General features: G+C 59.9%; 30 protein-coding genes and 1 tRNA gene. 10 read left to right on the plus strand and 21 right to left on the minus strand.

Annotated elements, in window-relative coordinates; translation table 11 throughout:
• Positions 1-102: 102 nt before the first annotated feature.
• From PSm6_RS05695 to ychF, 3 genes are read left to right on the plus strand one after another with little or no spacing between them, the layout of a single operon-like run.
• Positions 103-711, plus strand: a complete 609-nt coding sequence (locus tag PSm6_RS05695; protein ID WP_021220433.1) for a 50S ribosomal protein L25/general stress protein Ctc — start codon at positions 103-105, stop codon at positions 709-711.
• Between the two features lie 34 nt (positions 712-745).
• Positions 746-1,330, plus strand: coding sequence for an aminoacyl-tRNA hydrolase (gene pth / locus PSm6_RS05700; protein WP_031288103.1), 585 nt, complete (start codon positions 746-748; stop codon positions 1,328-1,330).
• Between the two features lie 39 nt (positions 1,331-1,369).
• Positions 1,370-2,470, plus strand: coding sequence for a redox-regulated ATPase YchF (ychF, locus tag PSm6_RS05705; RefSeq protein WP_021220431.1), 1,101 nt, complete (start codon positions 1,370-1,372; stop codon positions 2,468-2,470).
• Positions 2,471-2,528: 58 nt separating this feature from the next.
• Here ychF and PSm6_RS05710 read toward each other — a convergent pair whose 3' ends face one another.
• From PSm6_RS05710 to PSm6_RS05745, 8 genes are all read right to left on the minus strand, one after another.
• On the minus strand, positions 2,529-2,915 hold the full coding sequence (locus PSm6_RS05710) for a carboxymuconolactone decarboxylase family protein (RefSeq protein WP_043245635.1): 387 nt from the start codon (positions 2,913-2,915) through the stop codon (positions 2,529-2,531).
• On the minus strand, positions 2,905-3,318 hold the full coding sequence (locus PSm6_RS05715; protein ID WP_043245637.1) for a MerR family transcriptional regulator: 414 nt from the start codon (positions 3,316-3,318) through the stop codon (positions 2,905-2,907). Before PSm6_RS05715 ends, PSm6_RS05710 begins: the two co-directional genes overlap by 11 nt.
• Before the next feature lie 276 nt (positions 3,319-3,594).
• Complete coding sequence (locus PSm6_RS05720; RefSeq protein ID WP_265169722.1) at positions 3,595-4,935, minus strand: dihydroorotase; 1,341 nt, start codon at positions 4,933-4,935, stop codon at positions 3,595-3,597.
• Between the two features lie 2 nt (positions 4,936-4,937).
• Entirely contained in the window at positions 4,938-5,498 is a 561-nt protein-coding gene (locus PSm6_RS05725) for a gamma carbonic anhydrase family protein (RefSeq protein WP_043245640.1), read from the minus strand.
• On the minus strand, positions 5,495-5,875 hold the full coding sequence (gene hisI, locus PSm6_RS05730) for a phosphoribosyl-AMP cyclohydrolase (RefSeq protein WP_265170503.1): 381 nt from the start codon (positions 5,873-5,875) through the stop codon (positions 5,495-5,497). Before hisI ends, PSm6_RS05725 begins: the two co-directional genes overlap by 4 nt.
• Positions 5,876-5,922: 47 nt before the next feature.
• Positions 5,923-6,792, minus strand: a complete 870-nt coding sequence (locus tag PSm6_RS05735; RefSeq protein WP_043245658.1) for a metal ABC transporter solute-binding protein, Zn/Mn family — start codon at positions 6,790-6,792, stop codon at positions 5,923-5,925.
• 17 nt (positions 6,793-6,809) lie between these two features.
• Positions 6,810-7,670: a metal ABC transporter permease gene (locus tag PSm6_RS05740; protein WP_043245644.1), complete on the minus strand. Its 861-nt coding sequence runs from the start codon at positions 7,668-7,670 to the stop codon at positions 6,810-6,812.
• The gene (locus PSm6_RS05745; RefSeq protein WP_265169723.1) at positions 7,670-8,338 is read right to left on the minus strand and encodes a metal ABC transporter ATP-binding protein; all 669 of its coding nucleotides are present in this window, start codon (positions 8,336-8,338) and stop codon (positions 7,670-7,672) included. Before PSm6_RS05745 ends, PSm6_RS05740 begins: the two co-directional genes overlap by 1 nt.
• A 219-nt stretch (positions 8,339-8,557) precedes the next feature.
• Between PSm6_RS05745 and PSm6_RS05750 the strand changes: the two genes are divergently transcribed.
• Positions 8,558-8,634: transfer RNA gene (locus tag PSm6_RS05750), tRNA-Met, on the plus strand.
• A gap of 141 nt (positions 8,635-8,775) precedes the next feature.
• Here PSm6_RS05750 and PSm6_RS05755 read toward each other — a convergent pair.
• On the minus strand, positions 8,776-9,096 hold the full coding sequence (locus tag PSm6_RS05755) for a hypothetical protein (RefSeq protein ID WP_265169724.1): 321 nt from the start codon (positions 9,094-9,096) through the stop codon (positions 8,776-8,778).
• Between the two features lie 529 nt (positions 9,097-9,625).
• On the opposite strand from PSm6_RS05755, the gene PSm6_RS05760 reads away from it, so the two are divergent.
• The gene (locus tag PSm6_RS05760; RefSeq protein WP_265169725.1) at positions 9,626-9,877 is read left to right on the plus strand and encodes a hypothetical protein; all 252 of its coding nucleotides are present in this window, start codon (positions 9,626-9,628) and stop codon (positions 9,875-9,877) included.
• A gap of 104 nt (positions 9,878-9,981) precedes the next feature.
• Here PSm6_RS05760 and PSm6_RS05765 read toward each other — a convergent pair whose 3' ends face one another.
• The 3 genes from PSm6_RS05765 to PSm6_RS05775 form a co-directional block, all read right to left on the minus strand.
• Entirely contained in the window at positions 9,982-11,052 is a 1,071-nt protein-coding gene (locus PSm6_RS05765; RefSeq protein WP_265169726.1) for a reverse transcriptase family protein, read from the minus strand.
• Between the two features lie 71 nt (positions 11,053-11,123).
• Positions 11,124-11,360 carry a hypothetical protein gene (locus PSm6_RS05770; protein ID WP_265169727.1) on the minus strand — a complete coding sequence of 79 codons (237 nt, stop codon included), beginning with the start codon at positions 11,358-11,360 and terminating at the stop codon, positions 11,124-11,126.
• A gap of 435 nt (positions 11,361-11,795) precedes the next feature.
• On the minus strand, positions 11,796-12,878 hold the full coding sequence (locus tag PSm6_RS05775; protein WP_265169728.1) for a putative RNA-binding protein: 1,083 nt from the start codon (positions 12,876-12,878) through the stop codon (positions 11,796-11,798).
• A gap of 723 nt (positions 12,879-13,601) precedes the next feature.
• On the opposite strand from PSm6_RS05775, the gene PSm6_RS05780 reads away from it, so the two are divergent.
• A complete protein-coding gene (locus tag PSm6_RS05780) occupies positions 13,602-14,987 on the plus strand; it encodes an AAA family ATPase (protein WP_265169729.1) in 1,386 nt (461 codons plus the stop codon).
• Positions 14,988-15,147: 160 nt separating this feature from the next.
• Positions 15,148-15,576 (plus strand): hypothetical protein, encoded by a 429-nt coding sequence (locus PSm6_RS05785; RefSeq protein WP_265169730.1) that lies wholly within the window; start codon positions 15,148-15,150, stop codon positions 15,574-15,576.
• A gap of 837 nt (positions 15,577-16,413) precedes the next feature.
• Here the strand turns inward: PSm6_RS05785 and PSm6_RS05790 are convergent.
• Together PSm6_RS05790 and PSm6_RS05795 are read right to left on the minus strand one after the other, a co-directional pair.
• Positions 16,414-16,629, minus strand: a complete 216-nt coding sequence (locus PSm6_RS05790) for a hypothetical protein (RefSeq protein WP_043245652.1) — start codon at positions 16,627-16,629, stop codon at positions 16,414-16,416.
• Positions 16,622-16,894 carry a DNA-binding protein gene (locus PSm6_RS05795; RefSeq protein ID WP_265169731.1) on the minus strand — a complete coding sequence of 91 codons (273 nt, stop codon included), beginning with the start codon at positions 16,892-16,894 and terminating at the stop codon, positions 16,622-16,624. The genes PSm6_RS05790 and PSm6_RS05795 overlap by 8 nt, the downstream gene beginning before the upstream one ends.
• Positions 16,895-17,250: 356 nt before the next feature.
• On the opposite strand from PSm6_RS05795, the gene PSm6_RS05800 reads away from it, so the two are divergent.
• Positions 17,251-17,508 (plus strand): DNA-binding protein, encoded by a 258-nt coding sequence (locus PSm6_RS05800; RefSeq protein WP_265169732.1) that lies wholly within the window; start codon positions 17,251-17,253, stop codon positions 17,506-17,508.
• Between the two features lie 80 nt (positions 17,509-17,588).
• Here PSm6_RS05800 and PSm6_RS05805 read toward each other — a convergent pair whose 3' ends face one another.
• Positions 17,589-18,056, minus strand: a complete 468-nt coding sequence (locus tag PSm6_RS05805; RefSeq protein WP_265169733.1) for a hypothetical protein — start codon at positions 18,054-18,056, stop codon at positions 17,589-17,591.
• Between the two features lie 200 nt (positions 18,057-18,256).
• On the opposite strand from PSm6_RS05805, the gene PSm6_RS05810 reads away from it, so the two are divergent.
• Positions 18,257-20,035 (plus strand): acyl-CoA dehydrogenase C-terminal domain-containing protein, encoded by a 1,779-nt coding sequence (locus tag PSm6_RS05810; RefSeq protein ID WP_265169734.1) that lies wholly within the window; start codon positions 18,257-18,259, stop codon positions 20,033-20,035.
• 314 nt (positions 20,036-20,349) lie between these two features.
• Here PSm6_RS05810 and PSm6_RS05815 read toward each other — a convergent pair whose 3' ends face one another.
• Positions 20,350-20,724 carry a hypothetical protein gene (locus PSm6_RS05815; RefSeq protein ID WP_265169735.1) on the minus strand — a complete coding sequence of 125 codons (375 nt, stop codon included), beginning with the start codon at positions 20,722-20,724 and terminating at the stop codon, positions 20,350-20,352.
• Positions 20,725-20,815: 91 nt separating this feature from the next.
• Between PSm6_RS05815 and PSm6_RS05820 the strand changes: the two genes are divergently transcribed.
• On the plus strand, positions 20,816-21,241 hold the full coding sequence (locus tag PSm6_RS05820; protein WP_021220411.1) for a hypothetical protein: 426 nt from the start codon (positions 20,816-20,818) through the stop codon (positions 21,239-21,241).
• 53 nt (positions 21,242-21,294) lie between these two features.
• On the opposite strand, the gene PSm6_RS05825 is transcribed toward PSm6_RS05820, so the two are convergent.
• The 5 genes from PSm6_RS05825 to can form a co-directional block, all read right to left on the minus strand.
• Positions 21,295-21,723 carry a hypothetical protein gene (locus PSm6_RS05825; protein ID WP_265169736.1) on the minus strand — a complete coding sequence of 143 codons (429 nt, stop codon included), beginning with the start codon at positions 21,721-21,723 and terminating at the stop codon, positions 21,295-21,297.
• Between the two features lie 132 nt (positions 21,724-21,855).
• Complete coding sequence (locus PSm6_RS05830; RefSeq protein ID WP_021220409.1) at positions 21,856-23,250, minus strand: amino acid permease; 1,395 nt, start codon at positions 23,248-23,250, stop codon at positions 21,856-21,858.
• 480 nt (positions 23,251-23,730) lie between these two features.
• On the minus strand, positions 23,731-24,564 hold the full coding sequence (locus PSm6_RS05835) for an AraC family transcriptional regulator (protein WP_265169737.1): 834 nt from the start codon (positions 24,562-24,564) through the stop codon (positions 23,731-23,733).
• A gap of 132 nt (positions 24,565-24,696) precedes the next feature.
• Entirely contained in the window at positions 24,697-25,605 is a 909-nt protein-coding gene (locus tag PSm6_RS05840; protein WP_043246311.1) for a DMT family transporter, read from the minus strand.
• Between the two features lie 3 nt (positions 25,606-25,608).
• Entirely contained in the window at positions 25,609-26,253 is a 645-nt protein-coding gene (gene can / locus PSm6_RS05845; protein WP_021220405.1) for a carbonate dehydratase, read from the minus strand.
• Between the last annotated feature and the right edge of the window lie 25 nt (positions 26,254-26,278).

Below are 26,278 nucleotides of genomic sequence, written 5' to 3' on the forward strand. Positions count from 1 at the left end.
TCCCTGACGAAAACGCCCCGCTTCGGCGGGGCTTTTTTGCCCAACCGCTCAAGATGCTGGTCGCAAGCACTCGGGGCGGTTTGGTTATTTTGGAGAAACGTAATGACTGATTTTGCCCTGAATGCCGAAGCGCGTTCCGACCTGGGGAAAGGTGCGAGCCGCCGCCTGCGTCGTAATGCCAACCTGGTTCCCGCCGTGATCTACGGTGGCGAGAAAGCCCCGGAATCCGTAAGCCTGCTGGCCAAAGACCTGGCCAAGCTGCTGGAAAACGAAGCTGCCTTCAGCCACGTCCTGTCCCTGAACGTTTCCGGCAAGACCGAAACCGTTCTGATCAAGGCCCTGCAGCGTCACCCGGCCAAAGGCTTCGTACTGCACGCTGACTTCCAGCGCGTCGTTGCCGGCCAGAAACTGACCGCTCACGTGCCCCTGCACTTCCTGAACGAAGCGACCGCCGTTGGCGTGAAGACTGGTGGTGGCGAGATCTCCCACACCATCTCCGAAGTCGAAGTCTCCTGCCTGCCGAAAGACCTGCCGGAGTTCATCGAAGTCGACCTGGCCAAGGTTGAACTGGGCCAAATCGTTCACCTGTCCGACCTCAAGCTGCCGAAAGGCGTCGAGCTGGTCGCACTGGCGCACGGCAACGACCTGGCTGTGGCTAACATCCACGCCTCCCGCGTTGTGAAAGACGAAGCAGAAGGCGCAGCCGAGTAATCACTACTCGCCAGCCTGAGGAAGGGCCCCTGTCGTGACTGCCGTACAACTGATCGTCGGCCTGGGTAATCCAGGCCCTGAATACGACCAGACCCGGCATAACGCAGGGGCCCTTTTCGTTGAGCGCGTGGCAGACAGCCAGCGCGTCAACCTCTCCCTCGACAAGAAGTATTTCGGCCTGGTCGGCAAGTTCAGCCATCAGGGCCGCGACGTTCGCCTGCTCATCCCCACCACCTACATGAACCGCAGCGGCCAGTCCGTAGCGGCGCTCGCCGGTTTCTTCCGCATCCCGGTCGAGGCGATCCTGGTGGCCCACGACGAACTCGACATGCCTCCCGGCGTCGCCAAGCTCAAACTGGGCGGCGGGCACGGCGGGCACAACGGGCTGCGCGACATCATCGCCCAGCTCGGCAATCAGAACGGCTTCCACCGCCTCCGGCTCGGCATCGGCCACCCGGGGCACAGCAGCCTGGTCTCCGGCTTCGTCCTCGGCCGCGCCCCGCGCAGCGAACAGGAAAAGCTCGACTCCAGCATCGACTTCGCCCTCGGCGTGCTGCCGGAAATGCTCGCAGGTGACTGGACCAAAGCGATGCAGAAGCTGCACAGCCAGAAGGCCTGATCACACCTCTTTATCGCCAATCAGCGCGAGGGACATAGCATGGGATTCAATTGCGGCATCGTCGGCCTGCCCAACGTCGGCAAGTCCACCCTGTTCAACGCCCTGACCAAATCCGGCATCGCGGCGGAGAACTTCCCCTTCTGCACCATCGAGCCGAACAGCGGCATCGTGCCGATGCCCGACTCGCGCCTGCAGGCACTGGCCGAGATCGTCAAGCCCGAGCGCGTGCTGCCGACCACCATGGAATTCGTCGACATCGCCGGCCTGGTAGCCGGCGCCTCCAAGGGTGAAGGCCTGGGCAACAAGTTCCTCGCCAACATCCGCGAGACCGACGCCATCGCCCACGTGGTGCGCTGCTTCGAAGACGAGAACGTCATCCACGTCTCCAACAGCGTCGACCCCAAGCGCGACATCGAGATCATCGACCTCGAACTGATCTTCGCCGACCTCGACAGCTGCGAGAAGCAACTGCAGAAGGTCACCCGCAACGCCAAGGGCGGCGACAAGGACGCCCTGGCGCAGAAGGCCCTGCTGGAAAAACTCATCCCCCACTTCAGCGAAGGCAAGCCCGCACGCTCCCTGCTGAAGAACCTGGGCGATGAAGAGAAGCGCATCGTCCGTGGCTTCCACCTGCTCACCAGCAAGCCGGTGATGTACATCGCCAACGTCGCCGAAGACGGCTTCGAGAACAACCCGCACCTCGACGTGGTGAAAGCCATCGCCGAAGAGGAAGGCGCCATCGTGGTACCGGTCTGCAACAAGATCGAAGCCGAGATCGCCGAACTCGACGACGGTGAAGAGAAGGACATGTTCCTCGAAGCCCTCGGCCTCGAAGAGCCGGGTCTCAACCGCGTGATCCGCGCCGGTTACGACCTGCTCAACCTGCAGACCTACTTCACCGCCGGCGTGAAGGAAGTGCGCGCCTGGACCGTGCGCATCGGCGCTACCGCCCCGCAGGCCGCCGCCGTGATCCACACCGACTTCGAAAAAGGCTTCATCCGCGCCGAAGTGGTCGCCTATGACGACTTCATCCAGTTCAAGGGTGAAGCCGGCGCCAAGGAAGCCGGCAAATGGCGCCTGGAAGGCAAGGAATACATCGTCAAGGACGGCGACGTGATGCACTTCCGCTTCAACGTCTAAGCCCTCCCCGCTTCACCCGAAGCCCCCTGCGGACCTGCGCCGCCGGGGGCTTCGTGCTTCAGGCCGCCTCGCCCCGCTGCTCGAACACCTCCCGCGCCACCGCCAGGCCATTCAGCGCGGCCGGAAAGCCCGCGTAGACGGCCATCTGCATGATCGTCTCGATGATCTCCGTGCGGCTGGCGCCGACGTTCAGCGCGCCGTGCACGTGGACCTTCAGTTGCGGGGCGGCGTTGCCCAGGGCAGTCAGTGCCGCCACCACGGCGATCTCCCGGCTCTTCAGGTCCAGCCCCGGGCGGGAATAGATGTCGCCGAAGGGGAACTCCACCAGGTAGCGCGCAAAGTCCGGGGCAATGCCCGCCAGGCTCTCCACCACCCGCTCACCGGCCTCGCCGTCGATCTCCTTCAGTTTCGCCAGCCCACGCTGGTAGCGGCTCTCATCGTTCATGTGCGTTGTCCTTCTCGGTTGATGGCTCCAGCGCCAGGGCCTGCTCGCACGCGCGGTAATGCTCGATCTTCGCGTGCAGCGCATCGGCGGCCTGGCGCATCGCCTCGATCTCGGCCAGGACCTCCGCAAGGTGGCCCTCCAGTATCTGGCGACGCGCCGGCACCGTCGGCTCCCCGGCGCTCCTCAGCGCAGCGAACGCCTGCATCTTGCCGATGGGCATGCGGGTCGTGCGCAAGCGCAGCAGGAACTCGATCCAGGCCATGTCCGAAGCCGCGTAACGCCGCTGCCCACCCGGCGCCCGGCCCACCGGGGCGATGAGCCCGATGCGCTCGTAATAACGCAGGGTGTGAGCCGTGAGCCCGGTGCGCCGGGCGACTTCGTCGATGCTGAGATGAGGTTCCATGGGGCGATCCTAGAAGTTCGAGTGCGCTCTAAGTCAACCCTTTGCCGGCGCCGCGTCGCCCAGGGCATCTCTAAAAACGTAGGCGAGGCAGTCAGCGCAAGGCGCAACGACCAAAGGGAGTAACAGCCGAAGGCTGGCCCGAAGGGCGCGCATCAGCGCGTCAAACAGGCGAGAAAGCGCAGTTTACGTGCGGTAAATGAGCATTTTGATCGGACTCGCGCACGAGCCTGTTTTTAACGCCGCGATGACAACGCAGGTAGTTTTTAGAGGTGCCCTTCAACGCCGGCGAAAACGCAGGGGCAACCCCTGGCAGTCCTCCCCGAAGCGCCCCTGGTGCCAGCCCAGTTGGCCCGACACCAGCGTGGTGCGCACCGCGTGGCGGAAGGTGCGGCCCTGGAACGGCGTCCAGCCACATTGCGCGTGGATCGGGTCCGCCTCCACCGGCCGGGGCTCGGCCAGGCGCTCCACCAACACCAGGTCCGCCCAGTAGCCCTCGCGCAGGTAACCGCGCTGCTCGATGGAGAAGCGCTCCGCCACCGCGTGGCTGGTCTTGTGCACCAGCAGCGTCAGCGGCAGCAGCCCGTCGGCCACCAGCTCCAGCAGCGCCGGCAGGCTGTGCTGCACCAGCGGCAAGCCGGCGGGCGCCTGGGCGTAGGGCCGGGCCTTCTCCTCCCGGGTATGGGGCGCGTGGTCGCTGCCGATCACGTCCAGACGCCCGTCCAGCAAGGCCCGGCGCAGGGCATCGCGGTCGGATGGTGTCTTGATCGCCGGGTTGCACTTGATCAGGTGGCCCAGGCGCGGGTAGTCGCGGTCATCGAACAGCAGGTGGTGCACGCACACCTCGGCGGTGATGCGCTTGCCCGGCAGCGGCCCGGGGGTGAACAACTTCAGCTCCCGCGCGGTGGTGATGTGCAGCACATGCAGATTGGTGTCGAAACGACGGGCCAGCGCCACCGCCCGGCTGGAGGAGCGGTAGCAGGCCTCCGCATCGCGGATCAGCGGGTGCGCCTCGGGCGGGATGGCCTCGCCGTAGCCGGCCGCCCATTGCGCCTCGCGCTCGCGGATGCGCGGCGTGTCTTCACAGTGGGCCAGCAGCAGCGTCGGGCAATCGCGGAACAACCGCTCCAGGGAGGCCTCGTCGTCCACCAGCAGGTTGCCGGTGGAGGCGCCCATGAACACCTTCACCCCCGCCACCCGCTCCGGGTCGAGCCGGGCCACGGTGTCGAGATTGTCCCGGCTCACGCCGATGTGAAAGCCGTAGTTCACCAAGGAACAGGCCGCCGCGCGGCGCTCCTTCGCCACCAACGCCTCCAGGTCCAGGGTCGGCGGCTGGGTGTTGGGCATGTCCATCACGCTGGTCACGCCCCCGGCCAGCGCCGCGCGGGACTCGCTGAGGAAGGTGCCCTTGTGGGGCGCGCCCGGGTCACGGAAATGCACCTGGTCATCGATCATCCCCGGTAGCAGGTACTGGCCCTTGGCGTCGATCACGCACATATCCGGGCGGGCGCTGATGCTGCGGTCGATGCGCTCGATACGGCCGTTGTGCACCAGCAGGTCGGCCTCCCATTCGCAGCCTTCATTGACCAGGCGGGCATTGCGGATCAGCAGGTTGTGCATGGCTAGAACTCGTTCTGCAGGGCCTTGTAGCCGCGCACCAGATCGATGTTGGTGCGCGCCACATCTTCGGAGAATTCGGCGGCGGAGACGCTCACCCGGGGCAGGCTGTCCAGATCGGTCTTCGGCCCGATGCGCTGGGTCGAGGTCACGTGGAAGCCCGGGGGCAGGTCGCAGCCGTCCACCACCGCGTTGTGTCGCACCACGCAGCCATCGCCCACGGTGCAGTTGAACAGCACGCTGTTGAAGCCGATGAACACCCGGTCCCCCACCTGGCAGGGGCCGTGGATGATCGAGCGGTGGGCAATGGAGGTGTGGCTGCCGATGGTGACCGCCGCCCCGGACTTGGAGTGGATCACCACCCCGTCCTGGATGTTGGAGTTGGCGCCGATGACGATCGGCTGCATGTCGCCGCTCGCGTCCACCTCATCCGCGCGGATCACCGCATAGGGCCCGATGAACACGTTGTCCTGCACGATCACCTTGCCGCAGAGGATGGCGGTCTTGTCCACATAGGCGGACTCGGCAATCACCGGCAGGTGGCCGGAAGGGTTCTTGCGGATCATGGATGGCCTCCCGCAGATGGCACCGGCACCGAGCTCATCACCCGCAGCCCAACGTCGGACAGTTGGTTGTAGAAACAGGAGCGACGGCCGGTGTGACAGGCCGGGCCGGCCTGGTCCACCTGCAGCAGCAGCGCATCGCCGTCGCAGTCCAGGTGGGCGCTGACCAGGCGCTGCACATGCCCGGAGGTGTCGCCCTTGCGCCACAGGCAACGCCGCGAGCGCGACCAGTAGCACGCCCGCCCCTCCTCCAAGGTGAGCCGCAGGGACTCGGGGTTCATCCACGCCAGCATCAGCACCTCGCCGCTGTCGTACTGCTGCGCCACGGCGGCGATCAGCCCGTCGGCATTCCAGGGGATGGCCGCCATCACCTCCTCCAACGGTCGCGCGGTGCCGGCCGGGCTCCGCTCCAGTTGCAGCCAGAAGCTCATGGCGCCAGCGCCTGCAGCAGCCGCTCGACGTTCTGCCGGTACATGCCGAGGTAAGTGCTGGCCGGGCCCTCGGCCGCCAGCGCATCGGAATACAGCGTGCCGCCCACCCGCGCCCCGGCCTCCTCGGCGATCTGCTTCACCAGCCGCGCATCGCGGATGTTCTCCACGAAGATGGCGCGCACGCCCTCTGCCCGCAGTTGGCGGATCAGCCCCGCCACCTCGGCGGCGGAGGGCTCGGCGGCATCGCTCACGCCCTGGGCCGCGAGGAACTGCAGGCGCCACTCCTGGGCGAAGTAACCGAAGGCATCGTGGCTGGTCAGCACCCGGCGCCGCTCCGGCGGCAGCGCCATCAGGCGCGGGGCGATGCCCTGGCGCAGCGCCCCCAGGCGGCCCAGCCAAGAGTCCCGCCGCGCCTCGAAGGCCGCCGCGCGGGCCGGCACCAGCTGTGCCAGCGCCTGGGTGATGTTGCGCGCGTAGATCTCCGCATTGCCCAGGCTCTGCCAGGCGTGGGGGTCCACCAGACGCTGGTCGTGCTCCAGCACCGTCATCGGCACCACGCCCTTGCTCGCGTCGATGCGCGTACCGCGCGCCTCGCCGTTGGCCAGCAGGCGCTCCAGCCAAGGCTCAAAGCCCAGCCCGTTGGCGATCACCAGGTCCGCCTCCAGCACCGCCCGCACCTGGGCCGGCGCCGGCTCAAAGACGTGGGCATCGGCATCCGCCCCCACCAGGTTGGTGAGCTGGATATCGTCCCCGCCGATCTCGCGGGTGATGTCCGCCAGGATGCTGAAGGTGGTCGCCACCCTAGCCTTCTCCGCAGCGGACAGTGAAACGGGCAGGCACAGCAACAGCACAACGCACAAGCGCATGAACATGCGGGGGCTCCTCAACAGGGCACGGGAAGGGGCGCGCGTCGCAGCAAGCCGTGGACCGGCCCGACGAACACCGAAATCAGGTAGGCGAGCCCCGCCAGCAACACGATGCAGGGGCCGCTGGGCAGGTTGGCGTGGAACGACAGCAACAGCCCCAGCCACACGCAGCTCGCGCCGATGCCCGCCGCCGTCAGCAGCAGCACCGGCAGGCGCCGGCTCCAGAAGCGCGCGGCAGCGGCCGGCAGCATCATCAGCCCCACCACCATCAGCGCGCCGATGGCGTGGAAGCCGGTCACCAGGTTGAGCACCACCAGCGCCAGGAACAGCGCATAGGCCGGCGCCCCGAAGCGGCTCACCCCGCGCAGGAACACCGGGTCGAAGCTGTCCCACAGCAGCGGGCGGTAGATCAGCGCCAACAGCGCCAGGCTGGTGCCGGCCACCGTCAGCATGCTGCGCAGCGTCTCGCCGTCCACCGCCAGGGCCGAGCCGAACAGCAGGTGCAACAAATCGATCCGGCGCCCGGCCAGCCCCAGCAACAGCACACCGCCCGCCAGGGAAATGGGGTAGATGGCCGCCAGGCTCGCATCCTCCCGCAGGCCGGTACGGCGGGTGATCCACGCGGCCAGCCCCGCCATCCCCAGCCCCGCCACCAGGCCGCCGAAGGTCAGCGCCGGCAGGCTCAGGCCGAAGAACCAGAACGCCAGCGCCGCACCGGGCAACACCCCATGGGAAATGGCATCACCGATCAGGCTCATGCGCCGCAGCATCAGGAACACCCCGAGCGGCCCCGCGCTGCACGCCAGCGCCACCCCGCCCAGCAGCGCCCGCTGCAAAAAGGCGAACTCCGCAAAGGGTTGCCAGAGCGCCGCGAGCATCAGGCCACCCGCTGGCTGGCCGACGCCGGCAGCAGCACCCGGCTGGCGCCATGACGGCAGCCGTCGGCGCGGATCAGCAGGCAGCGCGGCAGGCGCTCGCGTACCGCCTCCAGGTCATGGCAGACCACCAGTTGCGTGCGCCCCTCCCGCTGCCAGCGGGCGATGCGCTGCCAGAGAATCGCCTGGCCCTCCGCGTCCAGCGCCGCGTCGGGCTCGTCCAGCAACAGCAGCGGCGCGTCCATCAGCTCCAGCCGCGCCAGCAAGGCCCGCTGCAACTCCCCGCCGGAAAGCGCCAGCAGCGGCTGGTCGGCCAGCGCCTCCAGCTGCCAATCCGCCAGGGCCGCCTTGCAGCGCCGACGCCGCTCCGCCCGGCTCAAGCGGCTGCGCCACAAGCCCGCCATCGCCAGCTCCCCCGGGCTGAGGGGGAACTGCCGGTCCAGTGCCTGTTGCTGCTGCAAAAAGCCCACCGCCCCCCGGCCCGCCGCCCCGACGCTCACCCGCCCGGCCAAAGGGCGCTGCAAACCGGCGATCACCCGCAGCAGGCTGCTCTTGCCGCACCCGTTGCGCCCCACCACCGCCGTGAGGCTGCCGGCCGGCAACGCCAGGGAAAGCGGCGGCGCCAACGGCCGCGCAGGCGGCCCCCATTGCAAGGCATCGAACTGAAGCATCGTCAGGTCCAGGGCGTGGGAGAAAGGGCTGAAGGAAACCGCAAATGTTATAAAGTAACATTTCACGCTTCACAACCCATTTCCCCACACACGCCCCCTCCCCTTTTCCAACCCGAACGCCAACCGGCACCCACCGCTAAGCGGTTGATCGCCCTTCGAAAAATTCTGAAAAGTGGGGTTGACAGAGGCAGGAAGCGAGAGAATAATGCGCGCCACGTTGGCTACGTAGCTCAGCTGGTTAGAGCATAGCATTCATAATGCTGGGGTCCGGGGTTCAAGTCCCTGCGTAGCCACCATACAAAACAAAGGGTTAGCTTCGGCTAACCCTTTGTGCTTTCTGGGGTGTTCATTTCATGACGCTCCACTGCCTGCCTCCCTGTATCACGCCCTCCACCTGATTGGCTGCGCCACCCTTCCCTGGCTTCCCGCTCGGACACTCACCTCCCGTCAACAGCACCGCCTGTTGAATCCCGTGGCCACATGGCCCGAATCGTGCGGATGGTGGAAAGGAAGACCTCGCTGGGAAAGCGCTCACGGCAATGACCATCGATGGTCATGAAGAACGCTTCCTCATACACGCCCGCCATGGGCAGGACCACGCCGACGATGTGCTTGCAGCACCAGGTCGGCGCCTCGCTGTCATCCCACACCAGCTCGACGAGCACCGTCTTGCCGATGTAGCCGATAGCTACGTCCGCATCGAATTCCACCTGGCCAGTGGACAGATCAGCCCGGCCCTTACCGAAGCAGAGCAGCAATCGGCAGGACCCGAGTCGGGTAGCAGGTAAGGGCAGGAGTGGGGTGGCGGAGATTTAGGCGAGCGGGATGATCAAAAAAGTGAGCATCAAGGAAGAGCGGGTCAGATCACTTGCTTCGATCGTTGGTATGGATCGCTTGGTCCGTGAGACGCCAATAGATGGCACACCGTGCTCTACAACAAAGACATACGGATCCGCATCGTTGAGGTAGAAGAGCTCAGCAGGCCCTTCCCTGCCTATCGCTGGTGGTTGATCAGTTGAGAGGTAGCGCCAGAGATAGAACAGACCAGTCCTGAATACGATGAGGCTTAACGAAACTTGCCCACTCCAGACGCGGAATAGCGATCACTGAAATAGCAGCAAAACGTTGGTTCGCCCGCAGGAAAGAAAAGTAAAGTTGCAATCCTTACACCTCAGCCAATCTGACAGCCTGGCCAGCGATTTCCTCACTAAAACCACTAGACACTCCATTTAAGAGCCCTCGCGAGGAGAGTATCTGTGGATGTGTCTGAGAGAGAGGAGGCGCGCCATGCAGCTGCGCATCGAAGCCAGGCAAGAGGAAGACGTGATTACGTTGACGCTTTGGGGTGGGGTGAGTGAGGAGGAGCTTTTGGAGCTTCTGCGATCTGAAGGAATTGAGATAACCATTGGCCCTATTAAAGCGGGTACTGCGAAGATTGAGATTCGAGCACCGAAGCGTATGCTTATGCTTATGCTTATGCTTATGCTTATGCTTATGCTTATGCTTATGCTTATAGAGAAAATCAAAAAACCAATCTAGGAAAACAAGAAACATTAAAAGCAGCTGAGATTAAAACTTAGCACAAAAACAGCATCACACTAACAAACAACCATCAGAATACTTAATACCACCTATATTTCCCCTTAAGTAACTTCCCAAGGAGGCAATAAAACATCATCAAGTGCAGTAGCATTTCCTAACCCTGTTATAAATGACTCAGGAGACTCAACATCATAGATTCTCTTCACCGTCTCCAAACGAGCCTTCAAACGAGTGCCATCCAAATGCTTACATGCGATTAATCTCCCAACCCTACCCATTGCGCGATTGTAGAGCGGCTCAAGTAATGCCCAAGGCTCACCAGCATGAACTAGTAGTTCAATTTTCTTAATAGAGGATCGGATTTTATTGCGTTCCTTCTGACTCACACTAGGTTTTTCGAAATTAAATACGGATAAACCAGTCACTGTAAGCGGCTCAAATCCTCCTGCTGCCCTCATAACTGCCTGCCCCCTTCGCCTCACATGTAACTTACTCCTCTTCTGACGACACCCCTTTGCCGCAAGCATATTTACGACATCAGATATCACAAGACTAACATCACTATCAGGGAACTCCCCTCTTGCAGAGATGGTTATATCATCCGCAAATCTTGAGTACTTTAGCCCTCTAGCAGTCAGCCTATCCACCACCAGACACTCAACATCCCAGAACACTAAATTCGCCAAATAACTACTAGTGCATGCCCCTTGGGGAACACATCCTTTAAGAGTTGTTAACTTGGCAAGCACCGCTGACACTTCATTCTCAAATTTTAAGAATTCATTAAAAATTCGATAAACATGCGAGACAGTTATTGATGGAAAGAAATCCTCAATATCCAAAAGAACTACTTTCTGCGCACCCAAATGAGCTTTTACATTACTGTAAATACTACGAGGAGAAGCTAAATCCTTTATCCCACCGTGCAAATAACTGGGAAATATGACACGACTAAGAATTCTTCCAATTATCTTCTTCTGAATACGCTTCAGAGGTTCATGGGCATCATAAGTCTCACGCCTGCTACCATTCTTCTTCTTTTGGGGAACAGATCTATACATATAGTTGGCAGCATTGGAAACTTTCAGAAGCAGGGCCTCAGGCTCACCGAGAGCTAATGCCAAAGCACGCATTGAGAAAATTGGTTTATTAGGGTAAATCGGAGTTTCCATGACATCACCCCAAAAGCAAAAGGGCTGAAAAATCAGCCCTTTTTATGATTCGAAAGATGTAGTTTGTTGCATCACAAGAACCACTCACGAATAAAATTCAAGAGATTCTCCCGGTTTTCCCACCCCCAAATGAGGAAATGTTTGAAACCGAAGATAATGAAAGTTCTCAGAATTCTCTTGAGCTCAGAAGGCTTTTGCTCCTTCTTGGGCTTCGACTGATCACCTTCCTTATCTATGACACGGGCATCTTCAAAGTTGTGCTTGAACCGAGCGACCTTACGATCACCAGTTTTCTTCAGATATTTCATGGTTAAGAGCTCCTTCGGGCGGAATTGCCCCGCCGTCAAGCATTCCGGGCCGAAAGGAACTTGAAGATGCCGCTACAAACTACAGTTCTGCTTATCAATTTATTGATAAGCCGTCCGCCGATTGAACCTCCGTTACCCGTCGTTACTACGTACGGATAGCGCTAAGCGCTATGCCCTGTAGCGGTCAGCCGCAATTGCTCTGACCGTACGGGGCGCGACGGGGCGTTTCGGCAGAGGTAGCCTTGGAGAACACCAAAGCTGATTGGTTACCCAATCACCAACTGCAAGCCCGAATTATTAACCATGTCTAAAGAGCACCTGGGTGATGCACCCAGCGACCTTTTTTTACATCCCCGCCAGCACCAATGTCAAGGTGATATCAAAAAAACAGAGAAATTCTATCTATCTATTTGATTTATAGAGAATTCCTAAAACTCAATTATCTGGCTTCGGATCCGCCCCCAGAAGAGGTACCGATTTTCCAATTTCAATTTTAGGCGGGTCATAGGGAATTTGGGGAACCCAGGAATTATAACTAAGACTTTTAGACACTTCTAAAGCTAACGACTGGGGCTCTCCGTTTACTCTGATTTCACTCTGACTTTCAATAAGAACATTCAAATTCTTTGCAATACCTACAGTCGCCCTCCTCAACTCCTCATGAATTTCATCAGTATCAACTCCAAGATCTTGCAGTCGCTTAGAAAACTCTAAAACAGCATTCATTGAGTCCAACTTTGCTGGTACGGAGGATACTTTACCCTCCCTTGTATACTCTCGATACATATATGAAGCCGACCCACGCAAAAGATCAATCATCAGACCAATTATTTTAGAGTCACCAAAAACTTTAGACCAAAGACTTCCCGACTCAATTTTCTGAATAGAGATTGGCCGTTCAGCCACATCAACATTCAGCAACCGCCCCAGAGCCTCATAAAGATTATTCAAAGCCATTAACTTGCCAGCAAAGTCATGCAAGCCTTGCACATCAGACAAATATAAAGAAAGCTCACTGCTACCAACAATCCGAGGCGAACTTTCTTCTAAATTTCGATGAGATAGCTCAACAGCACCAACAATCACCTTTATCGACAATAGCAGCCGACCGGCAGCGCTTATGAGGCGCACGGCAGCATCTATACCATACGAATCTATGTATGCCTCATAGAGCCCAGAGAAAGCATTTAGTTCTCTCTCCAAGTCACGCACCAAGCCGACATCCTCAAACTCGAACTCATAGGTTTTTTCAATAGCAGTCAGCAGCCCTTCAATCAGATTAAAAACCTTTCTAGGATTAATGCCCTTCACTACGGTAGCGATAGGATTACTAAACTGACGCAACTCAGAAACTGCCTCCGGCATTTTTGTCTGCGAGACCCCAAAAAGCTTAATCAACACGTCATCTAACCCATCAAATAGTCTAGATATGTTATCGACCCATTTAGTAAATTCCGACACATCAACAAGGGCTTCCCTCAGATAGTCAAGCTCGCTACGTAACTTAAAAGAAAGCACTTACCACCTCTCTAATACCAAGTCTAAATTTTCTAAGCCAACATCAAAAAGCACACTACTCTAATTAGCGTATATCTACACAAACTGGGAGCTTAGCTCCCTAAAAAATTTACCCCTTGGTTTATGCCAAGTGATGGTATAAAACGCCAGCCGGTTGAGTGACTCCTACTGCGTCCTTGAACAACTTCTTACGCTTAGCGCGCTCCCAATATGAGCCAACAGCACCAAGCAAGGCAGGCATTATCAGAAACTGTCCGGCTATAGCTAAGCTGCGGAGAACAGTCCCAGTCATGGCGGCGGGTAGCTTGCTGGAATGCATCATGGCGGGCGCAGTGCTGGTAGCGAAGCCATGCAGCAGAAAGCATGACACTAGTGCAACCAGAAAGCTCCCCCTGCAAGGCAGTAGCGCTGCGAGAGACATGAACTCTTCGAACGTGGTGGTTCTACGACGACGTGCCATTCCTTGCGCTCTCGTGGTATCCATCTGTGGCACAAAGCCATATGGGCAAAAATAACGCGATACGCTATCGTTCGTAAATAGCCTCCGGCAAACACTTTCTACTAGTTAGCGCAACATCAGCATTATCTATTGAAGCATGAGAAGGATTGGCCCAATATTTTTCACATGCTTACCGGACATGCCTGGGCAGCAATCATTTAAGCAGATAAAAATATATTTTAACCCATTCACACCTACTACCATCACATCAATGAAGAAAATGTATGCCAGCCATTCTAGATATTGAATACGAATTCAAAAAAATAAAACTAGTCCCAGACACCCACAAACCTACCACCAACAACATATTTACAATAATTGTTGGAAAAAATGGCGTAGGAAAAAGCAAGATACTTTCAGAAATCGCAAAAACGCACTCTCATATTTACACTTATGCATACCAATATAAAGGAGCTCCTCAGTTTTCGCCATCGTCGGACGACGCGCCGAAAATCATAGCTGCCTCAACTAGCCCCTTTGATAAGTTCCCCTCAACTCCTCGACGATCAAACTATAGCGATACGAATTATCGTTACATTGGAATGCGAAGCGAGGGAATCTACAATACTTCATCTTCAGTAGCCCTACTGTCTTCTGCAGCAAAAGGCTTGTTAATATCAGCTCAGAAAGATGAAAATAATGCTCAACTTATAGAAGTTTTCTCAGCACTAGGGTTTTACCCAGGACTAGAGTTAATTTTTAAACCAAGTTATATAAAAATGAAACCGCGAGATCTTTACTTAGACTCAACAAGCAGGGAGCAGCCACTACTTCAAGAAATCATAACCCTGGAAAAGGCTTTTGATTTCACCATAGAGGACAAATATATTGATCAACTTCGGGAGATGCCAACAGAAGTATCAGCGAGGATCTTAAATGCAATATATACAATCAGCAATATATCCAACAAGCGAAAAGCAATCAGAGTTCGCTTAGAGCTAGAAAAAGATCCTAAACTTCAAAAAACAATCTATGAAAGCACTGAAACGCTCGATGCTTTATTAACCTTACTGAGCAGTGGCTTTATTCGACTAATGGATATAGTCGTAACAAAAATTACTTACGGTGAAATGTCGCTAAAAAGGGCAAGCTCAGGAGAGCAATGCCTAGCGGTTCTAATGCTAGGCATCGCCGGACATATAACAAATGGATCTACAATATTAATTGACGAGCCTGAAATAAGCCTTCACCCGAAGTGGCAAGAAATTTTTATGCCTTTACTGATAAGAGCCTTTTCTAAGTTTCGCGACTGCCAATTCATCATCGCAACTCACTCTCCTCAAATAATATCAAGGCTAGGTGAAAACAACTGCTACATCCTATCATTAACGCGAAATACAATTCACAACTCCAGTGAGTTTCAGAATAGGTCAGCAGACTTTCAACTAGCAGAGTTATTCGATGCCCCAGGCTTGATGAATGAATACATAGCAAGACTAGCCTTTAATTTACTAGCAAAGGTTAAAAGCTCAAAAACTTTAGACGCAGATAGCGCAAGCAACCTAAATAAACTTATAGAACTCTCTAGTAACCTTGAAAACAACGACCCAACCTTCGAGCTGATCCAGTCCGTAAAATTGGTGTGCGAGCACTATGCCAACAATAAATAGACAGATATCTTTCACTAAAGATCAATTGGCCACTATCAAAGAGAAAGCCTCGCAGCCGGGTTTTTCGCACACTCAATGGGGAGATGATGACTTACTAGACACGAGACGAATTATAAGAGAACACTACCGAAACGAACAAAGGCTAAAATGCGCATATTGCATGAATCCCATCGCATCCATTTCTGCAAATGGTGCGAACATTGAACACATTATTCCAAAATCAAAAAAAATTGAATTCATCTTTGAACCAAAAAATCTCTGCGTAATCTGCCCAGACTGCAACGAAGTAAAAAGAAGCCAAGAAGTAACTGGGGATGAGCCGAACCCGCTGAAAAGGAACGCAATCCAGTATCCTAGGACATCCGGGGCCTTTAAAATTGTCCACCCGCACTTTGACAACTATAGCGAACATATTATTCACGCAAATCGCATATACATTGACATAACCCCCAAAGGACATTGGACCATTGGGGCATGTAAGCTAAATAGGTTTTATCATCGCTTTGGTGTATGCGAGGAGCTAGTGGAAGATGTGGCACTAATTGAAGAAGAAGAGGCGTTTCACAAGTTTCATGAGCAGCCGATTTAAGCGCTGATACTGGAAGGCATCTAGTAGTTACTAAATAGACAAACGGCTTATCGAGATTTCGGCCGGATGTGTTAGTCAATACTCTGATATCCGGATAGACGTCATTGAAGCTCCTCTCGATGGATCCAGTATCGAATGGATTATCCGATTCTTTATGAACATCTGCGCCGATAAATCCGGGTGACTACTTTGGACGCTTGCTGCGAAAAACTGTGGTTCTGTGAGGTCGGCATAGGCTATAGCCCTTGACTTATGGGCCGCCGGGTAACGTTGGGGAGCCCCTCACATAATTCATAATACTGGGGTCCGGGGGGTCAAATCCCTGCGTAGCCACCATACAAAACAAAGGGTTTAGCGAAAGCTACGCCCTTTTTTGTCTGCCTCGAAAGAGTGGATGGTTCGATGCCCTCATCACTCGCAATGGCGCGTGAGTGGGCGGTCTGAATGCAGGCGCATCAGGTACACCCCGGCGCTGGCAGATTCGACCGGGAGCAAGAAGGCTGGATCAGTTTTCTGACTTGGTAGCGCACTTCCTGCAGTGAGGAGGCGGTAATTCCAAATCTGCGCCGCATGAAGAGAAGCGTCGGTTCATCTCACTCCCCAACTGTTGGCCCCCTTCCCTGCCCGACCACCCGTGCGGCTTCCGAGCGAAGGTCTCGCGCAGGTAGAGGCCGGCAGGTAACGCCAAGCCCCAGCGCCCTTGAACATCGACCCAGGGCGCGCGTGCCCTCAGCGTCGTGACAGGCACCGCATGCAGTGATCCCGTGGACGACGGCACCAGCAGGCAGAGCAGGCGCAACTCCCTGCGCCTGCGAAAATTCAGGACATTTCCTTTCATCACTCCCTCACAAGATTCCGGCCACGGCGCTGCGCAAACGCGTTAAGCCCGAGCTGATCGAGGCGCCGCAACGTCTCTGCTTCATAGGCGCCCGTGTCCTGCAACGCATCCACATAACCGGTAAAGCGCATGAACTGTGCGAACGCCCGATCCGGATCCGAGTAGCGAATCCTCCGCAGAAGCAACAGCAGCTGATGGGCAGTCGTCCTATTCATTCGCGTAGTCCCCTGCGCTGAAGACCGTCTTGCCCTGATCCAGGTCGCTGCGAATGCGATGGAGATTGATCACCCGACGACGCCCGATCTTCACGGTGGGGATCGTTCGGGTTTCGACCCAGCCGCGCACCACGTCCTCGGTGATTTCCTCGATGCCGCACATTTCAGCCAGCACCTGCTGCGTGCAAAACGGCGCACAGCGGAAATCGCTCATTCGCTCGGGCCTTGCGCCCTTGCTGAACCTCACTACTCCAGACTGTTCCATACAGACACCCTATAATCGGCCACTCTAAGCCATTCCGAGTAATAGATACTCAAAGCAATCTAGGGCACTGCTGCTTTCGAGTAAAGGTTACTCAAGCCGAGAAAAATCAATGGATGACGTAAGAAACAGAGCACTTCAACTGATTCGGGCTGTAGGACCGAAGCACTTGAGCGAACTCGGGGCAAGAACTACGAGCGCTGGCGGAACATCAGCGGCGGCAAGATCAGGATCAGCACCGAGGAAGTGGGCATCCTGGCCGAGGCTTATCCACAGTTCGCGCTTTGGCTGATATCCGGGCGCACGGAGCCGGAGAACGGGCACATCAGCCCGGATGACGCGCCTTCTGCGTGACCAGCATGAGCGAAGGCATCACCCACAGGGCGCTCCAGCTGCTTGAGATGGCCAGCATCAAGGCACTGACCGAGGCAGGGAGCACGGAATACGTGCGCTGGCAGAACATCAAGCGCGGCCGCGCCCGGATGGGTGCCAATGAAATCGAGATTCTCGGACGCGTCTATCCCCAGTACCGCTGGTGGCTGATCACCGGCGAGGTGAAACCGGACCAGGGGCAGACCAGCCCCGAACACGACGGTCTGATCGCCCCGCCCTCCTAGGCCTAGCGTCGCCTTTCACCTTCCCCCGCTCGGTGCCCACGTCATGGGGCGCCGGGCGTTCCTCTCCTGATCCCCCGCCTTCACTCCCGCCCTCCCCCGCGACGCGCCACCAACTGCTCATGCAGTGACCACGCGACGGCGTAGGGCTGCTCGCGCGGGTTGAGGGCGTCCCCTGCCTTTCGCCAGCGAGCTTCATCCAGCCCGCTGCGGGCGATTTGGTGGGCGAGTGCATCGATCTGCCCTTCGAGCGTGCTGCCCAGGCCGGCGGTAACGGTGAGGGGCAGGCCGAATAGCGGCCGCCCGATGAAGGCGAGGTGGCGTTCCTCGGGCACATCGAGGCCGGTGGCCTGGATGCCCAGCAGGACGACACGGCCCTCGGCATCCACCGCGTCCAACCCGTACGAGCCGCCATCGCTCAGGGCCCAGCCGTCGAGGCGCTGGAGGGGGTAGGCGAGGCGGGGCACCTGGGTGAGGTAGAGGTAGCCGGCGCCTGCGGCACTGGCGGCGAGTGCCAGGGTGAGTGAGGTAATCCCTAACGCGCGTTTCATCGAGGCCTCCTTGCGGGTGGGCGAAGCCTACAGGGCGCGGGGCCTGGCGGACCATAGCGGCTTGCCGGGGCGCTGAAAGCGGAACTGGCCGGTCATCCCCCCGGCGGGAAAAAATTGTACAAACCCCTTGTACAAACTTATACGCAGCAGTAGAAAAGCTATACAAATTCACTCAATGTACAGCTTTAGAGGACGCCACCATGCCGGCCTACCGCGCGCCGCTCCGCGACATGCGCTTTGTGTTCGATGAAGTACTCGATGCCTATACGCACCTGCAGGCTTTGCCATCCCAAGGGGAATTCGGCACGGACCTGGGCAGCGCGATCCTCGAAGAGGCGGCGCGCCTGGCTGAGGGGGTGCTGGCCCCGCTGAACAGCTCGGGCGACAAGGAAGGCTGTCATTACGACCCGGCGACCCGCGCGGTGAAGACGCCCGCCGGGTTCCGCGAGGGCTACCGCCAGTTCGCCGAAGGCGGCTGGACGGCGCTGGCCTGCCCCACCGAGTTCGGCGGCCAGGGCCTGCCCCATGTGCTGAACATGATGGTGGAGGAGATGGTGTGTTCGGCGAACCTGTCGCTGGGCATGTACCCGGGCCTGACCCACGGCGCCATCAATGCCCTCACCGCCCACGGCACCCGCGAGCAGCAGGAGGCCTACCTGCCGAAGCTGATCAGCGGTGAGTGGACCGGCACCATGTGCCTGACCGAGCCGCAGTGCGGCACGGACCTGGGGCTGATCCGCACCCGCGCCGAACCCCAGGCGGACGGCAGCTACGCGCTGAGCGGCACGAAGATCTGGATCACCGGCGGCGAGCACGATCTGGTGGAGAACATCGTCCACCTGGTGCTGGCCCGCCTGCCCGATGCGCCGGCCGGGGTGAAGGGGATTTCGCTGTTCCTGGTGCCCAAGTTCCTCGCCGATGGCAGCCGCAACCCGGCGTTCTGCGGCGGGTTGGAGCACAAGATGGGCATCAAGGGCTCGGCCACCTGCGTGATGAATTTCGAGGGCGCCAAGGGCTGGCTGATCGGCGAGCCCCACAAGGGCCTGCGCTGCATGTTCACGATGATGAACTCGGCACGCCTGATGGTGGGCATGCAGGGCCTGGGCATTGCCGAGAACGCTTACCAGATCAGCCTGGGCTTCGCCCGCGAGCGCCTGCAGAGCCGCTCGCTGAGCGGGCCGAAGGCGCAGGACAAGCCGGCGGACCCGATCCTGGTTCACCCGGATGTGCGGCGCATGCTGCTGCGCCAGAAGGTGATGATCGAGGGCAGCCGCGCGCTGGCCTACTTCACCGGCCTGCATCAGGACATCGCCCACGACCACCCGGACGCCGAGGTGCGCCAGCAGGCAGACGACCTGGTGCAACTGCTGACGCCGGTGGTGAAGGCCTTCCTCACCGACGAGGGCTTCGCCTGCGCCAACGAGGGCCTGCAGGTGATGGGCGGCTCGGGCTTCACCGAGGACTGGGGCATCGAGCAACTGGTGCGGGATTGCCGCATCACCCGTATCTACGAAGGCACCAACGGCATCCAGGCGCTGGACCTGGTGGGCCGCAAGCTGGCCCTGGGCGGCGGCCGTGCGGTGCGTGGCTTCTTCCAGTTGGTGGGTGAATGGCTCAAGGCCAACCCCGAGGCGGCACACGTGGCCAAGGTGGACAAGGCGCTGCGCCAGTTGCAGCAGGCGACGATGTGGCTGGCCACCGAAGGCATGAAGGACCCGGAACAGGCCGGCGCGGCGGCCACGCCCTACCTGCGGCTGTTCGCGCTGACCACGCTGGCCTGGCTGTGGGCCCGCATGGCTCAGGTGGCCCAGGCCAAGCTGGACGCCGGCAGCGAGGAGAAGACCTTCTACGGCGCCAAGCTGAAGTCCGCCGACGTCTACATGACCCGAACCCTGACCGAGACCGACGGCCTGCTGGCCGAGGTGATGGCAGGCAAAGCATCCCTGATGGCGTTCAACGAGGACGAGTTCGCCGCATAGCCAACCCTCTCCTCCGTATGCGCACGCCGGCAATCCCTCCCTTTTTGATTGCCGGTTTTTTTTTGCCCGGAATTGGGTCGGCCCGCAGGGTAGCGCCACGCGGGTTGGGGCCGTCGTAGGGTGGATCGCGCTTCATCGATCCACCGTCTGAGCCATGCCAGATGCCCATGGTGGACAGGAAAAGCATCGCGAATGAATTCGCTCCCACGGGGTGGCGCCACCCTACAAGGCCGTGCCGAACACCCTTGGTGGATGGGAAGAGCGCCATCCACCCTACGCCCCGGGCGGTGATGTGCCGGGGCGTGGGGGCATGTTCATTCGCGATTGGCGAGGTGGCCGAGGTGGCCGAGGTGGCCGAGGTGGCGCACCAGCGTATCGATCAGGAACCAACCCGAAAGCGACAGGCCGATGAACATCATCGGTACGCTCAGGAACAGCGCTCGCCCAACCCAGGCGGTCATGTCCTGCCCGTTCGACAGGCAGTCGTGCAGCCCCTTGGTGTTGCCTTGGCAGTCGAAGTGCTCAAAGGCCCAGATGCCCCATTGCCATCCCAGCCAGGTAACGCCCACCGGGAGCAAGGCCAGCGCGTAGCGGCTCAACCAGCCCAGCCGCTCGGCGCGCTGCCAGAGCAACCAGGGCGGCGCGAACAACAGGGTGACGAGCAGTGGCCAGAACAGCAGGTCGATCATGGGGTACGTCCTGTACGGAAAGCGCCCAAGCAAGGGGCACGATCTTAGCGTCGTCGGGGCCGTGTCGGGTGCCTGAAAGAGATCCACTGGCATGAGCACAAAGCAGCCTGTCATGCTTGCCCGAAGCGACAACCACCTGAAAGGAAGCATCTTGAAGAAAACTACGCTGGCACTCGCGCTCCTGGTAACCACCGCTCATGCGGACGACTTTGATATGAAGTCATACGTGGACAGCGCCTATAAGAAAGGCAACTCCGTCCTCTTCAAATGTGTCGAGGCCGATGGCTCATACGACTACATAGATCTCTATGGCGAAGACGAGATGCTGTGGACGAGGTACGTGGGGGGTGATCCGGTCACAAGGCAGTTCGTAAAGCCCAAAGTCTCGAAAGACAAGGTCGTGATTCCATTCGAAAACGCTTATGAAGGTGCCTCGGAACGAGTGTTCACCTTCGTGGCCAAGGACGGGAACAAGGTGACCTGGAACTACGGGAAGCCATGCACCACTGAACTCTAGTGGCCTCATGTTCCCAGAAGGCTGAAGCGAGCCCTCCGGGAACCCTTAGCAATTCACTTTCCCAGTCTCGATAGCGCTAGAGCCGTCCCAAACCCCGCCCCCACCACCATCACCGGCAACACCGCATACCCCAGCACCTCGATCGCCATCTCCAGGCTCGTGTAGGTGCTCCAGCTCGCCACCCGGTTGTCGAAGATGCTGATGTCCACCAGGTACCACGCAAGCATCGCCAGCAAGGTGGCCAAGGCCACTCTGAGCAGGCGGTGAGTGATGCGCTTGCCGAGCCAGCGGGCGAGCAGCAGAAACGGGATAAGCAGCAGCGCATGCACCAGCAGCTCCTCGGCCAGCGAGTAGCGGCCCATGTCCGAGGGTGGGTTGCTGGCGAAGGGCGCGAGCGCCCAGAGCCCCTGGAGCAGGGTGCCGATGATGAAGAGCAGGCTAATCGCCAGTGCGAGGCTGGCGGTGCGGAGTCCATTGCCCACGAAGTGATCCGTCCTGTGGATAAGGTGCGCATTGTATGCCGTGAGCGGGAGGTGAACCGCCAAGGCGTTCGCGCCTGCCCAAATGAAAACACCCCGAACCAGTCGGGGTGTTTGGGTGCATCAGCGCGGCGGTCAGGAAGCTAGATCGCCTACCGCACTGTCCGCTTCGACCTTGGCCTTGAGGTTGAGCACCTTGTACAGCACGGTCAGCAGCACCAGGAACGCAGGGCCGATGTACAGGGCGATGCGGGTTTCCTCGAAGAAGGCCATCAGCACCACCACCAGCACCAGGAAGGCCAGGGCGAGGTAGGAGCTGAGCGGGAACAGCCACATCTTGAACTGCAGCTTGCCCTGTTCGGCCGGGCTCAGGCTGCGGCGGAACTTCATCTGCGCGAGCAGGATCATGGCCCAGGTCCAGATGGCGCCGAAGGTGGCGATGGAGGTGACCCAGACGAACACCTTCTCCGGTACCAGGTAATTCAGCAGCACGCCGAGCAGCAGGGCGAAGATGGACAGCAGCAGCGCATTGCGCGGTACGCCATTGCCCGAGGTGCGGGCGAAGGGCTTGGGCGCCTGGCCGTGCTGGGCGAGGCTGTAGAGCATGCGCCCGGTGCTGAAGATGCCGCCGTTGCAGGAGCTCAGCGCGGCGGTGATGACCACGAAGTTGATGATGCCGGCGGCGGTCTTGATGCCCAGGCGCTCGAAGGTCATGACGAAGGGGCTGCCCTGGGTGCCGATCTCGTTCCACGGGTAGATGGACATGATCACGAACAGCGCGCCGACATAGAACAGCAGGATGCGCCAGAACACCGAGTTGATCGCGTTGGGGATGGTCTTCTGCGGGTTGCGGGCTTCGCCGGCGGTGAGGCCGATCATCTCCACGCCGAGGTAGGCGAACATGACCATCTGCAGCGACATGAGCACGCCCTGGATGCCGTTGGGCATGAAGCCGCCATGGTTCCACAGGTTGCTGATGCCGGTGGCGATGCCGCCATTGCCGATGCCGAAGACGATCATCCCGGCGCCGGCCACGACCATGGCGATGATGGTGACGATCTTGATCAGGGCGAACCAGAACTCGAACTCGCCGAAGGCGCGCACGGTGATCAGGTTGATGGTGCCCATGCTCGCCAGGGCCAGCAGGGCCCAGATCCAGCGGTCCACGTCGGGGAACCAGATCTGCATGTAGATGGCGACGGCGGTGATCTCGGCGACGCAGGTCACCAGCCAGAGGAACCAGTAGTTCCAGCCGGTGAGGAAGCCGGCCAGCGGGCCGAGGTAATCCTGGGCGTAGCGGCTGAAGGAGCCGGCCACGGGGTTGTGCACGGCCATCTCGCCGAGGGCGCGCATGATCACGAGGATGGCGAGGCCACCGATGATGTAGGAGAGCATGATGGCGGGGCCGGCCATCTGGATGGCCTTGGCGGAGCCAAGGAACAGGCCGACGCCGATGCAGGCGCCGAGGGCCATGAGGCGGATGTGCCGCTCACCCAGGCCGCGTTGCAGTTCATGTTCGCTGCTGGACATGTGAACCTCTTATTTTTGTAAAAGGGCTGGCACCCGCCGAGGGGTAACCCGGCAGGGCTGACTGTTGTTTCCGGTGACCGGGTCGCGGGACCGGAAAGCAGAAGTCGCCCGTTCGGCAGCAAAGACAAGGCAGGCTTTGTCGGCCGGATACGGACGGTTGGCTGTTGTATAGAGGGGGCACCGAGGGGGCAATGCGACAATCGGCTTCCCGATTAAAACAGCTGAATCTGCCGCGCGAACTATACAGGGCGAGAGAAATAACTTCGATGCGACCTTCTGACAGGCGGAGTCGTTCTGGTACGGCGGTTCTTGGAGCGAAAGAAGTCGACGCTACAGGTTCCTGGCCGTTTCGCCAGGAAACATAAGCCCATGGCTGTCTGGTGCTGGGCTCGATGGGTTTCGCAGAGCTCTACCCATCCTACGGGTCCGTGACACAGGGTCCGGCGAAGGCGCTTCCCTGCCCCGCCGGATCCCGTTGCCCTACTTCAGCGGCAAGCAGATGCAGGTCTGCAGTTGCGCGGGCGGGGTGGTGCGTGGGTCGTTCATGTACATCTCGAACATGGGGAAGTTCGCCGGCTCGTGGCCGCTGGCGGGCAGCCATTGCGAGAACATCCAGTTGTAGGGCTTTTCCATCTCGTTGTACGGGCCGGTGTAGGTCAGTACGGCGCAGCGGCCAGCGGGGATTTCGAAGCGCAGCAGCTCCTCGCCCAGCACGGCATCGGGCGCCACCGGGACGCAAGCCATCGAGCGCAACTCATGCTCGGGCACCTGGGCGGGGTCGTCGAAGTAGATGCCGTAGCCGACCGACTCGGGCTGGGCGATGCCGCGGATGGCGGCGAGCATGAAGACGCGGGCGAACTGCGGGCCGATTTCCTGGTAGCTGCCACGATGGGCCAGGCCTGCCAGGGTGACGCCGGGTAGGGTTTCGATCTTGATGGGGTACATGCCGAGCTCCTTGGGGTCGAAGGGTCGGGAGCGGGCTGCGCGATAGCGCCCCGGCGGGATGCCGAAGGCGGTGCCGAATGCCCGGTTGAACGCCGCGTCCGACTCGTAGCCGGCGCGCTGCGCCACATCACGCAAGGAAGCCTCGGGGTTGCCCAGTGCCACCGCCGCGCGGTGCATGCGGATGCGTTGCACCGTGGCGTTCACCGTCTCCCCCATCAAGGCGCGGTAGACGCGATGGAAGTGGTACGGCGAAAGGCAGGCCAGGTCCGCCAGCCGGTACAGGTCCGGGTCGGCGTCGGGGTGGCGAGCCAGCCAGTGCAGGACGGGTTCCAGGCGCTGGCCGTAGTGGTTCAGGGTCTCGGGCTTCATGCGGTCTCCTTGGAACGCACTGTAGCGACGGCGGTTTTGCAGATTTTGCGCTTTTTACGGGCGAGGCCGAAGGCGCCAGGGCAACGCTGTGCGCTGCTTGGCGAATGCGTTCTCCCCGCAGCGTCAGCGAACCTACTTCGCCCGCTGGCGGGTACCGAGCAGCAGGCCGACGAAGATCATGCCGCCGCCCACCCAGTGGTAGCCCTGCAGCGCTTCGCCGAGGATGAGGAAGCCGAGGATCGCGGTGAACACCGGCATCAGGTAGTTGGTCAATGAGGCCTTGGCCACGCCGAGCACGGCGATGCCGTGGTTCCACAGCAAGTAGGCGATCAGCGAGGCGAAGGTTCCGGTGTAGCCGATGGCGGCGAGGTTGCGCAGGCTGGGCTCGAAGTGGGCGCCACTGGCCAGCTCCAGCAGGTAGAACGGCAGCAGCAGCGGCACGCCGCAGAGCGCCAGCGCACCGAGGAAGGCCAGCGGCGGGATGCCCTGGAACCAGGCCGCCCAGCGCCGTTGCAGCAGGGTGTAGAGCGCCCAGTCGAGCACCGCCAGCAGCATGATCAGGTCGCCCGGGTTGAAGCTCAGGCTGGCCAGCGAGGCCAGGCTGCCGCGGCCGATCAGCACCAGCAGCCCGAGGATGGCCACCGCCATGCCCAGCCAGGCACGCCGCGTCGGCCATTCACCCAGCAACAGGCCGGCACCGATGAAGGTGGCCAGCGGCAGGCAGGTGTTGAGCAGGGTGAGGTTGATCGCCACCGTGGTGCGCGCGGCGCAGTACAGCAGCACGCTGTAGGTGCTGATGCCCATCGCCGCCACCAGTACCAGGCGCCAGCCGGCGCGACGCACGGCGGCGCGGTGCTGCCAGAGGGGGCGGGCGACGAAGGGCAGGAGAATGGCCAGGGCCAGGCTCCAGCGCCAGAAGGTCAGGGCGATGGGCGGGATGTCGTCATGGAAGGCCCGCGCCACCAGGGCGTTGCCGGCCCAGCAGGCGCTGGCCAGCAACAGGCCGGCCCAGGCCAGGGCCGGGGCGCGTGTTTCACTCATCGGTCAGCTCTGGCCCAAGGGGCGCAGGCGGTATTGCGGCGGCAGTTGCTCGATACCGCTGACGGTGACGTTGAGGTTCTTCCAACGGCCGTCCTTGATGCCGTAGATGCAGCCGTGCACGGACAGCTCCTGTCCACGGTGCCAGGCGTTCTGGACGATGGTGGTGTGGCTGACGTTGGCTACCTGCTGCATGACGTTGAGCTCGCACATGCGGTCGACGCGCTCTTCCTCACTGGTGAACTGCGCCAGGTGCTCGCGCTGGTCGTAGTAGAGGTCACGGATGGTGCGCAGCCAGCCGTCGATCAGGCCGAACTGCACGTCCTGCATGGCCGCGCGCACGCCGCCACAGCCATAGTGGCCGGTGACGAGAATGTGCTTCACCTTGAGCACGTCCACTGCGTACTGGACCACCGACAGGCAGTTGAGGTCGGTGTGCAGCACCACGTTGGCGACGTTGCGATGGACGAAGAGGTCGCCCGGCAGCATGCCGACGATCTCGTTGGCCGGCACGCGGGCATCGGAGCAGCCGATCCACAGGTATTCGGGCACCTGCTGCTTGGCCAGCTTCTCGAAGAACTGAGGGTCACGTTCCTTGATGTTCTCGGCCCAGCGGGCGTTGTTGTCGAACAGCTGCTGCAGGTCGCTCATCGGTCTTCTCCTCATTCTTATGGCC

Origin of the sequence: Pseudomonas solani (assembly GCF_026072635.1) — a bacterium.
In the GTDB taxonomy this organism is placed as follows: Bacteria; Pseudomonadota; Gammaproteobacteria; order Pseudomonadales; family Pseudomonadaceae; genus Metapseudomonas; species Metapseudomonas solani.

Excerpts from the sequence above, each read along its gene's own strand:
- PSm6_RS05695 (WP_021220433.1), top strand. The coding sequence starts at position 103 with ATGACTGATTTTGCCCTGAATGCCGAAGCGCGTTCCGACCTGGGGAAA.
- ychF (WP_021220431.1), top strand. The coding sequence starts at position 1,370 with ATGGGATTCAATTGCGGCATCGTCGGCCTGCCCAACGTCGGCAAGTCC.
- PSm6_RS05710 (WP_043245635.1), bottom strand. The coding sequence starts at position 2,915 with ATGAACGATGAGAGCCGCTACCAGCGTGGGCTGGCGAAACTGAAGGAG.
- PSm6_RS05715 (WP_043245637.1), bottom strand. The coding sequence starts at position 3,318 with ATGGAACCTCATCTCAGCATCGACGAAGTCGCCCGGCGCACCGGGCTC.
- PSm6_RS05720 (WP_265169722.1), bottom strand. The coding sequence starts at position 4,935 with ATGCACAACCTGCTGATCCGCAATGCCCGCCTGGTCAATGAAGGCTGC.
- PSm6_RS05725 (WP_043245640.1), bottom strand. The coding sequence starts at position 5,498 with ATGATCCGCAAGAACCCTTCCGGCCACCTGCCGGTGATTGCCGAGTCC.
- PSm6_RS05735 (WP_043245658.1), bottom strand. The coding sequence starts at position 6,792 with ATGCGCTTGTGCGTTGTGCTGTTGCTGTGCCTGCCCGTTTCACTGTCC.
- PSm6_RS05740 (WP_043245644.1), bottom strand. The coding sequence starts at position 7,670 with ATGCTCGCGGCGCTCTGGCAACCCTTTGCGGAGTTCGCCTTTTTGCAG.
- PSm6_RS05745 (WP_265169723.1), bottom strand. The coding sequence starts at position 8,338 with ATGCTTCAGTTCGATGCCTTGCAATGGGGGCCGCCTGCGCGGCCGTTG.
- PSm6_RS05760 (WP_265169725.1), top strand. The coding sequence starts at position 9,626 with ATGCAGCTGCGCATCGAAGCCAGGCAAGAGGAAGACGTGATTACGTTG.
- PSm6_RS05765 (WP_265169726.1), bottom strand. The coding sequence starts at position 11,052 with ATGGAAACTCCGATTTACCCTAATAAACCAATTTTCTCAATGCGTGCT.
- PSm6_RS05770 (WP_265169727.1), bottom strand. The coding sequence starts at position 11,360 with ATGAAATATCTGAAGAAAACTGGTGATCGTAAGGTCGCTCGGTTCAAG.
- PSm6_RS05780 (WP_265169729.1), top strand. The coding sequence starts at position 13,602 with ATGCCAGCCATTCTAGATATTGAATACGAATTCAAAAAAATAAAACTA.
- PSm6_RS05785 (WP_265169730.1), top strand. The coding sequence starts at position 15,148 with ATGAATCCCATCGCATCCATTTCTGCAAATGGTGCGAACATTGAACAC.
- PSm6_RS05790 (WP_043245652.1), bottom strand. The coding sequence starts at position 16,629 with ATGAATAGGACGACTGCCCATCAGCTGCTGTTGCTTCTGCGGAGGATT.
- PSm6_RS05795 (WP_265169731.1), bottom strand. The coding sequence starts at position 16,894 with ATGGAACAGTCTGGAGTAGTGAGGTTCAGCAAGGGCGCAAGGCCCGAG.
- PSm6_RS05800 (WP_265169732.1), top strand. The coding sequence starts at position 17,251 with ATGAGCGAAGGCATCACCCACAGGGCGCTCCAGCTGCTTGAGATGGCC.
- PSm6_RS05805 (WP_265169733.1), bottom strand. The coding sequence starts at position 18,056 with ATGAAACGCGCGTTAGGGATTACCTCACTCACCCTGGCACTCGCCGCC.
- PSm6_RS05810 (WP_265169734.1), top strand. The coding sequence starts at position 18,257 with ATGCCGGCCTACCGCGCGCCGCTCCGCGACATGCGCTTTGTGTTCGAT.
- PSm6_RS05815 (WP_265169735.1), bottom strand. The coding sequence starts at position 20,724 with ATGATCGACCTGCTGTTCTGGCCACTGCTCGTCACCCTGTTGTTCGCG.
- PSm6_RS05820 (WP_021220411.1), top strand. The coding sequence starts at position 20,816 with ATGAGCACAAAGCAGCCTGTCATGCTTGCCCGAAGCGACAACCACCTG.
- PSm6_RS05830 (WP_021220409.1), bottom strand. The coding sequence starts at position 23,250 with ATGTCCAGCAGCGAACATGAACTGCAACGCGGCCTGGGTGAGCGGCAC.
- PSm6_RS05835 (WP_265169737.1), bottom strand. The coding sequence starts at position 24,564 with ATGAAGCCCGAGACCCTGAACCACTACGGCCAGCGCCTGGAACCCGTC.
- PSm6_RS05840 (WP_043246311.1), bottom strand. The coding sequence starts at position 25,605 with ATGAGTGAAACACGCGCCCCGGCCCTGGCCTGGGCCGGCCTGTTGCTG.
- can (WP_021220405.1), bottom strand. The coding sequence starts at position 26,253 with ATGAGCGACCTGCAGCAGCTGTTCGACAACAACGCCCGCTGGGCCGAG.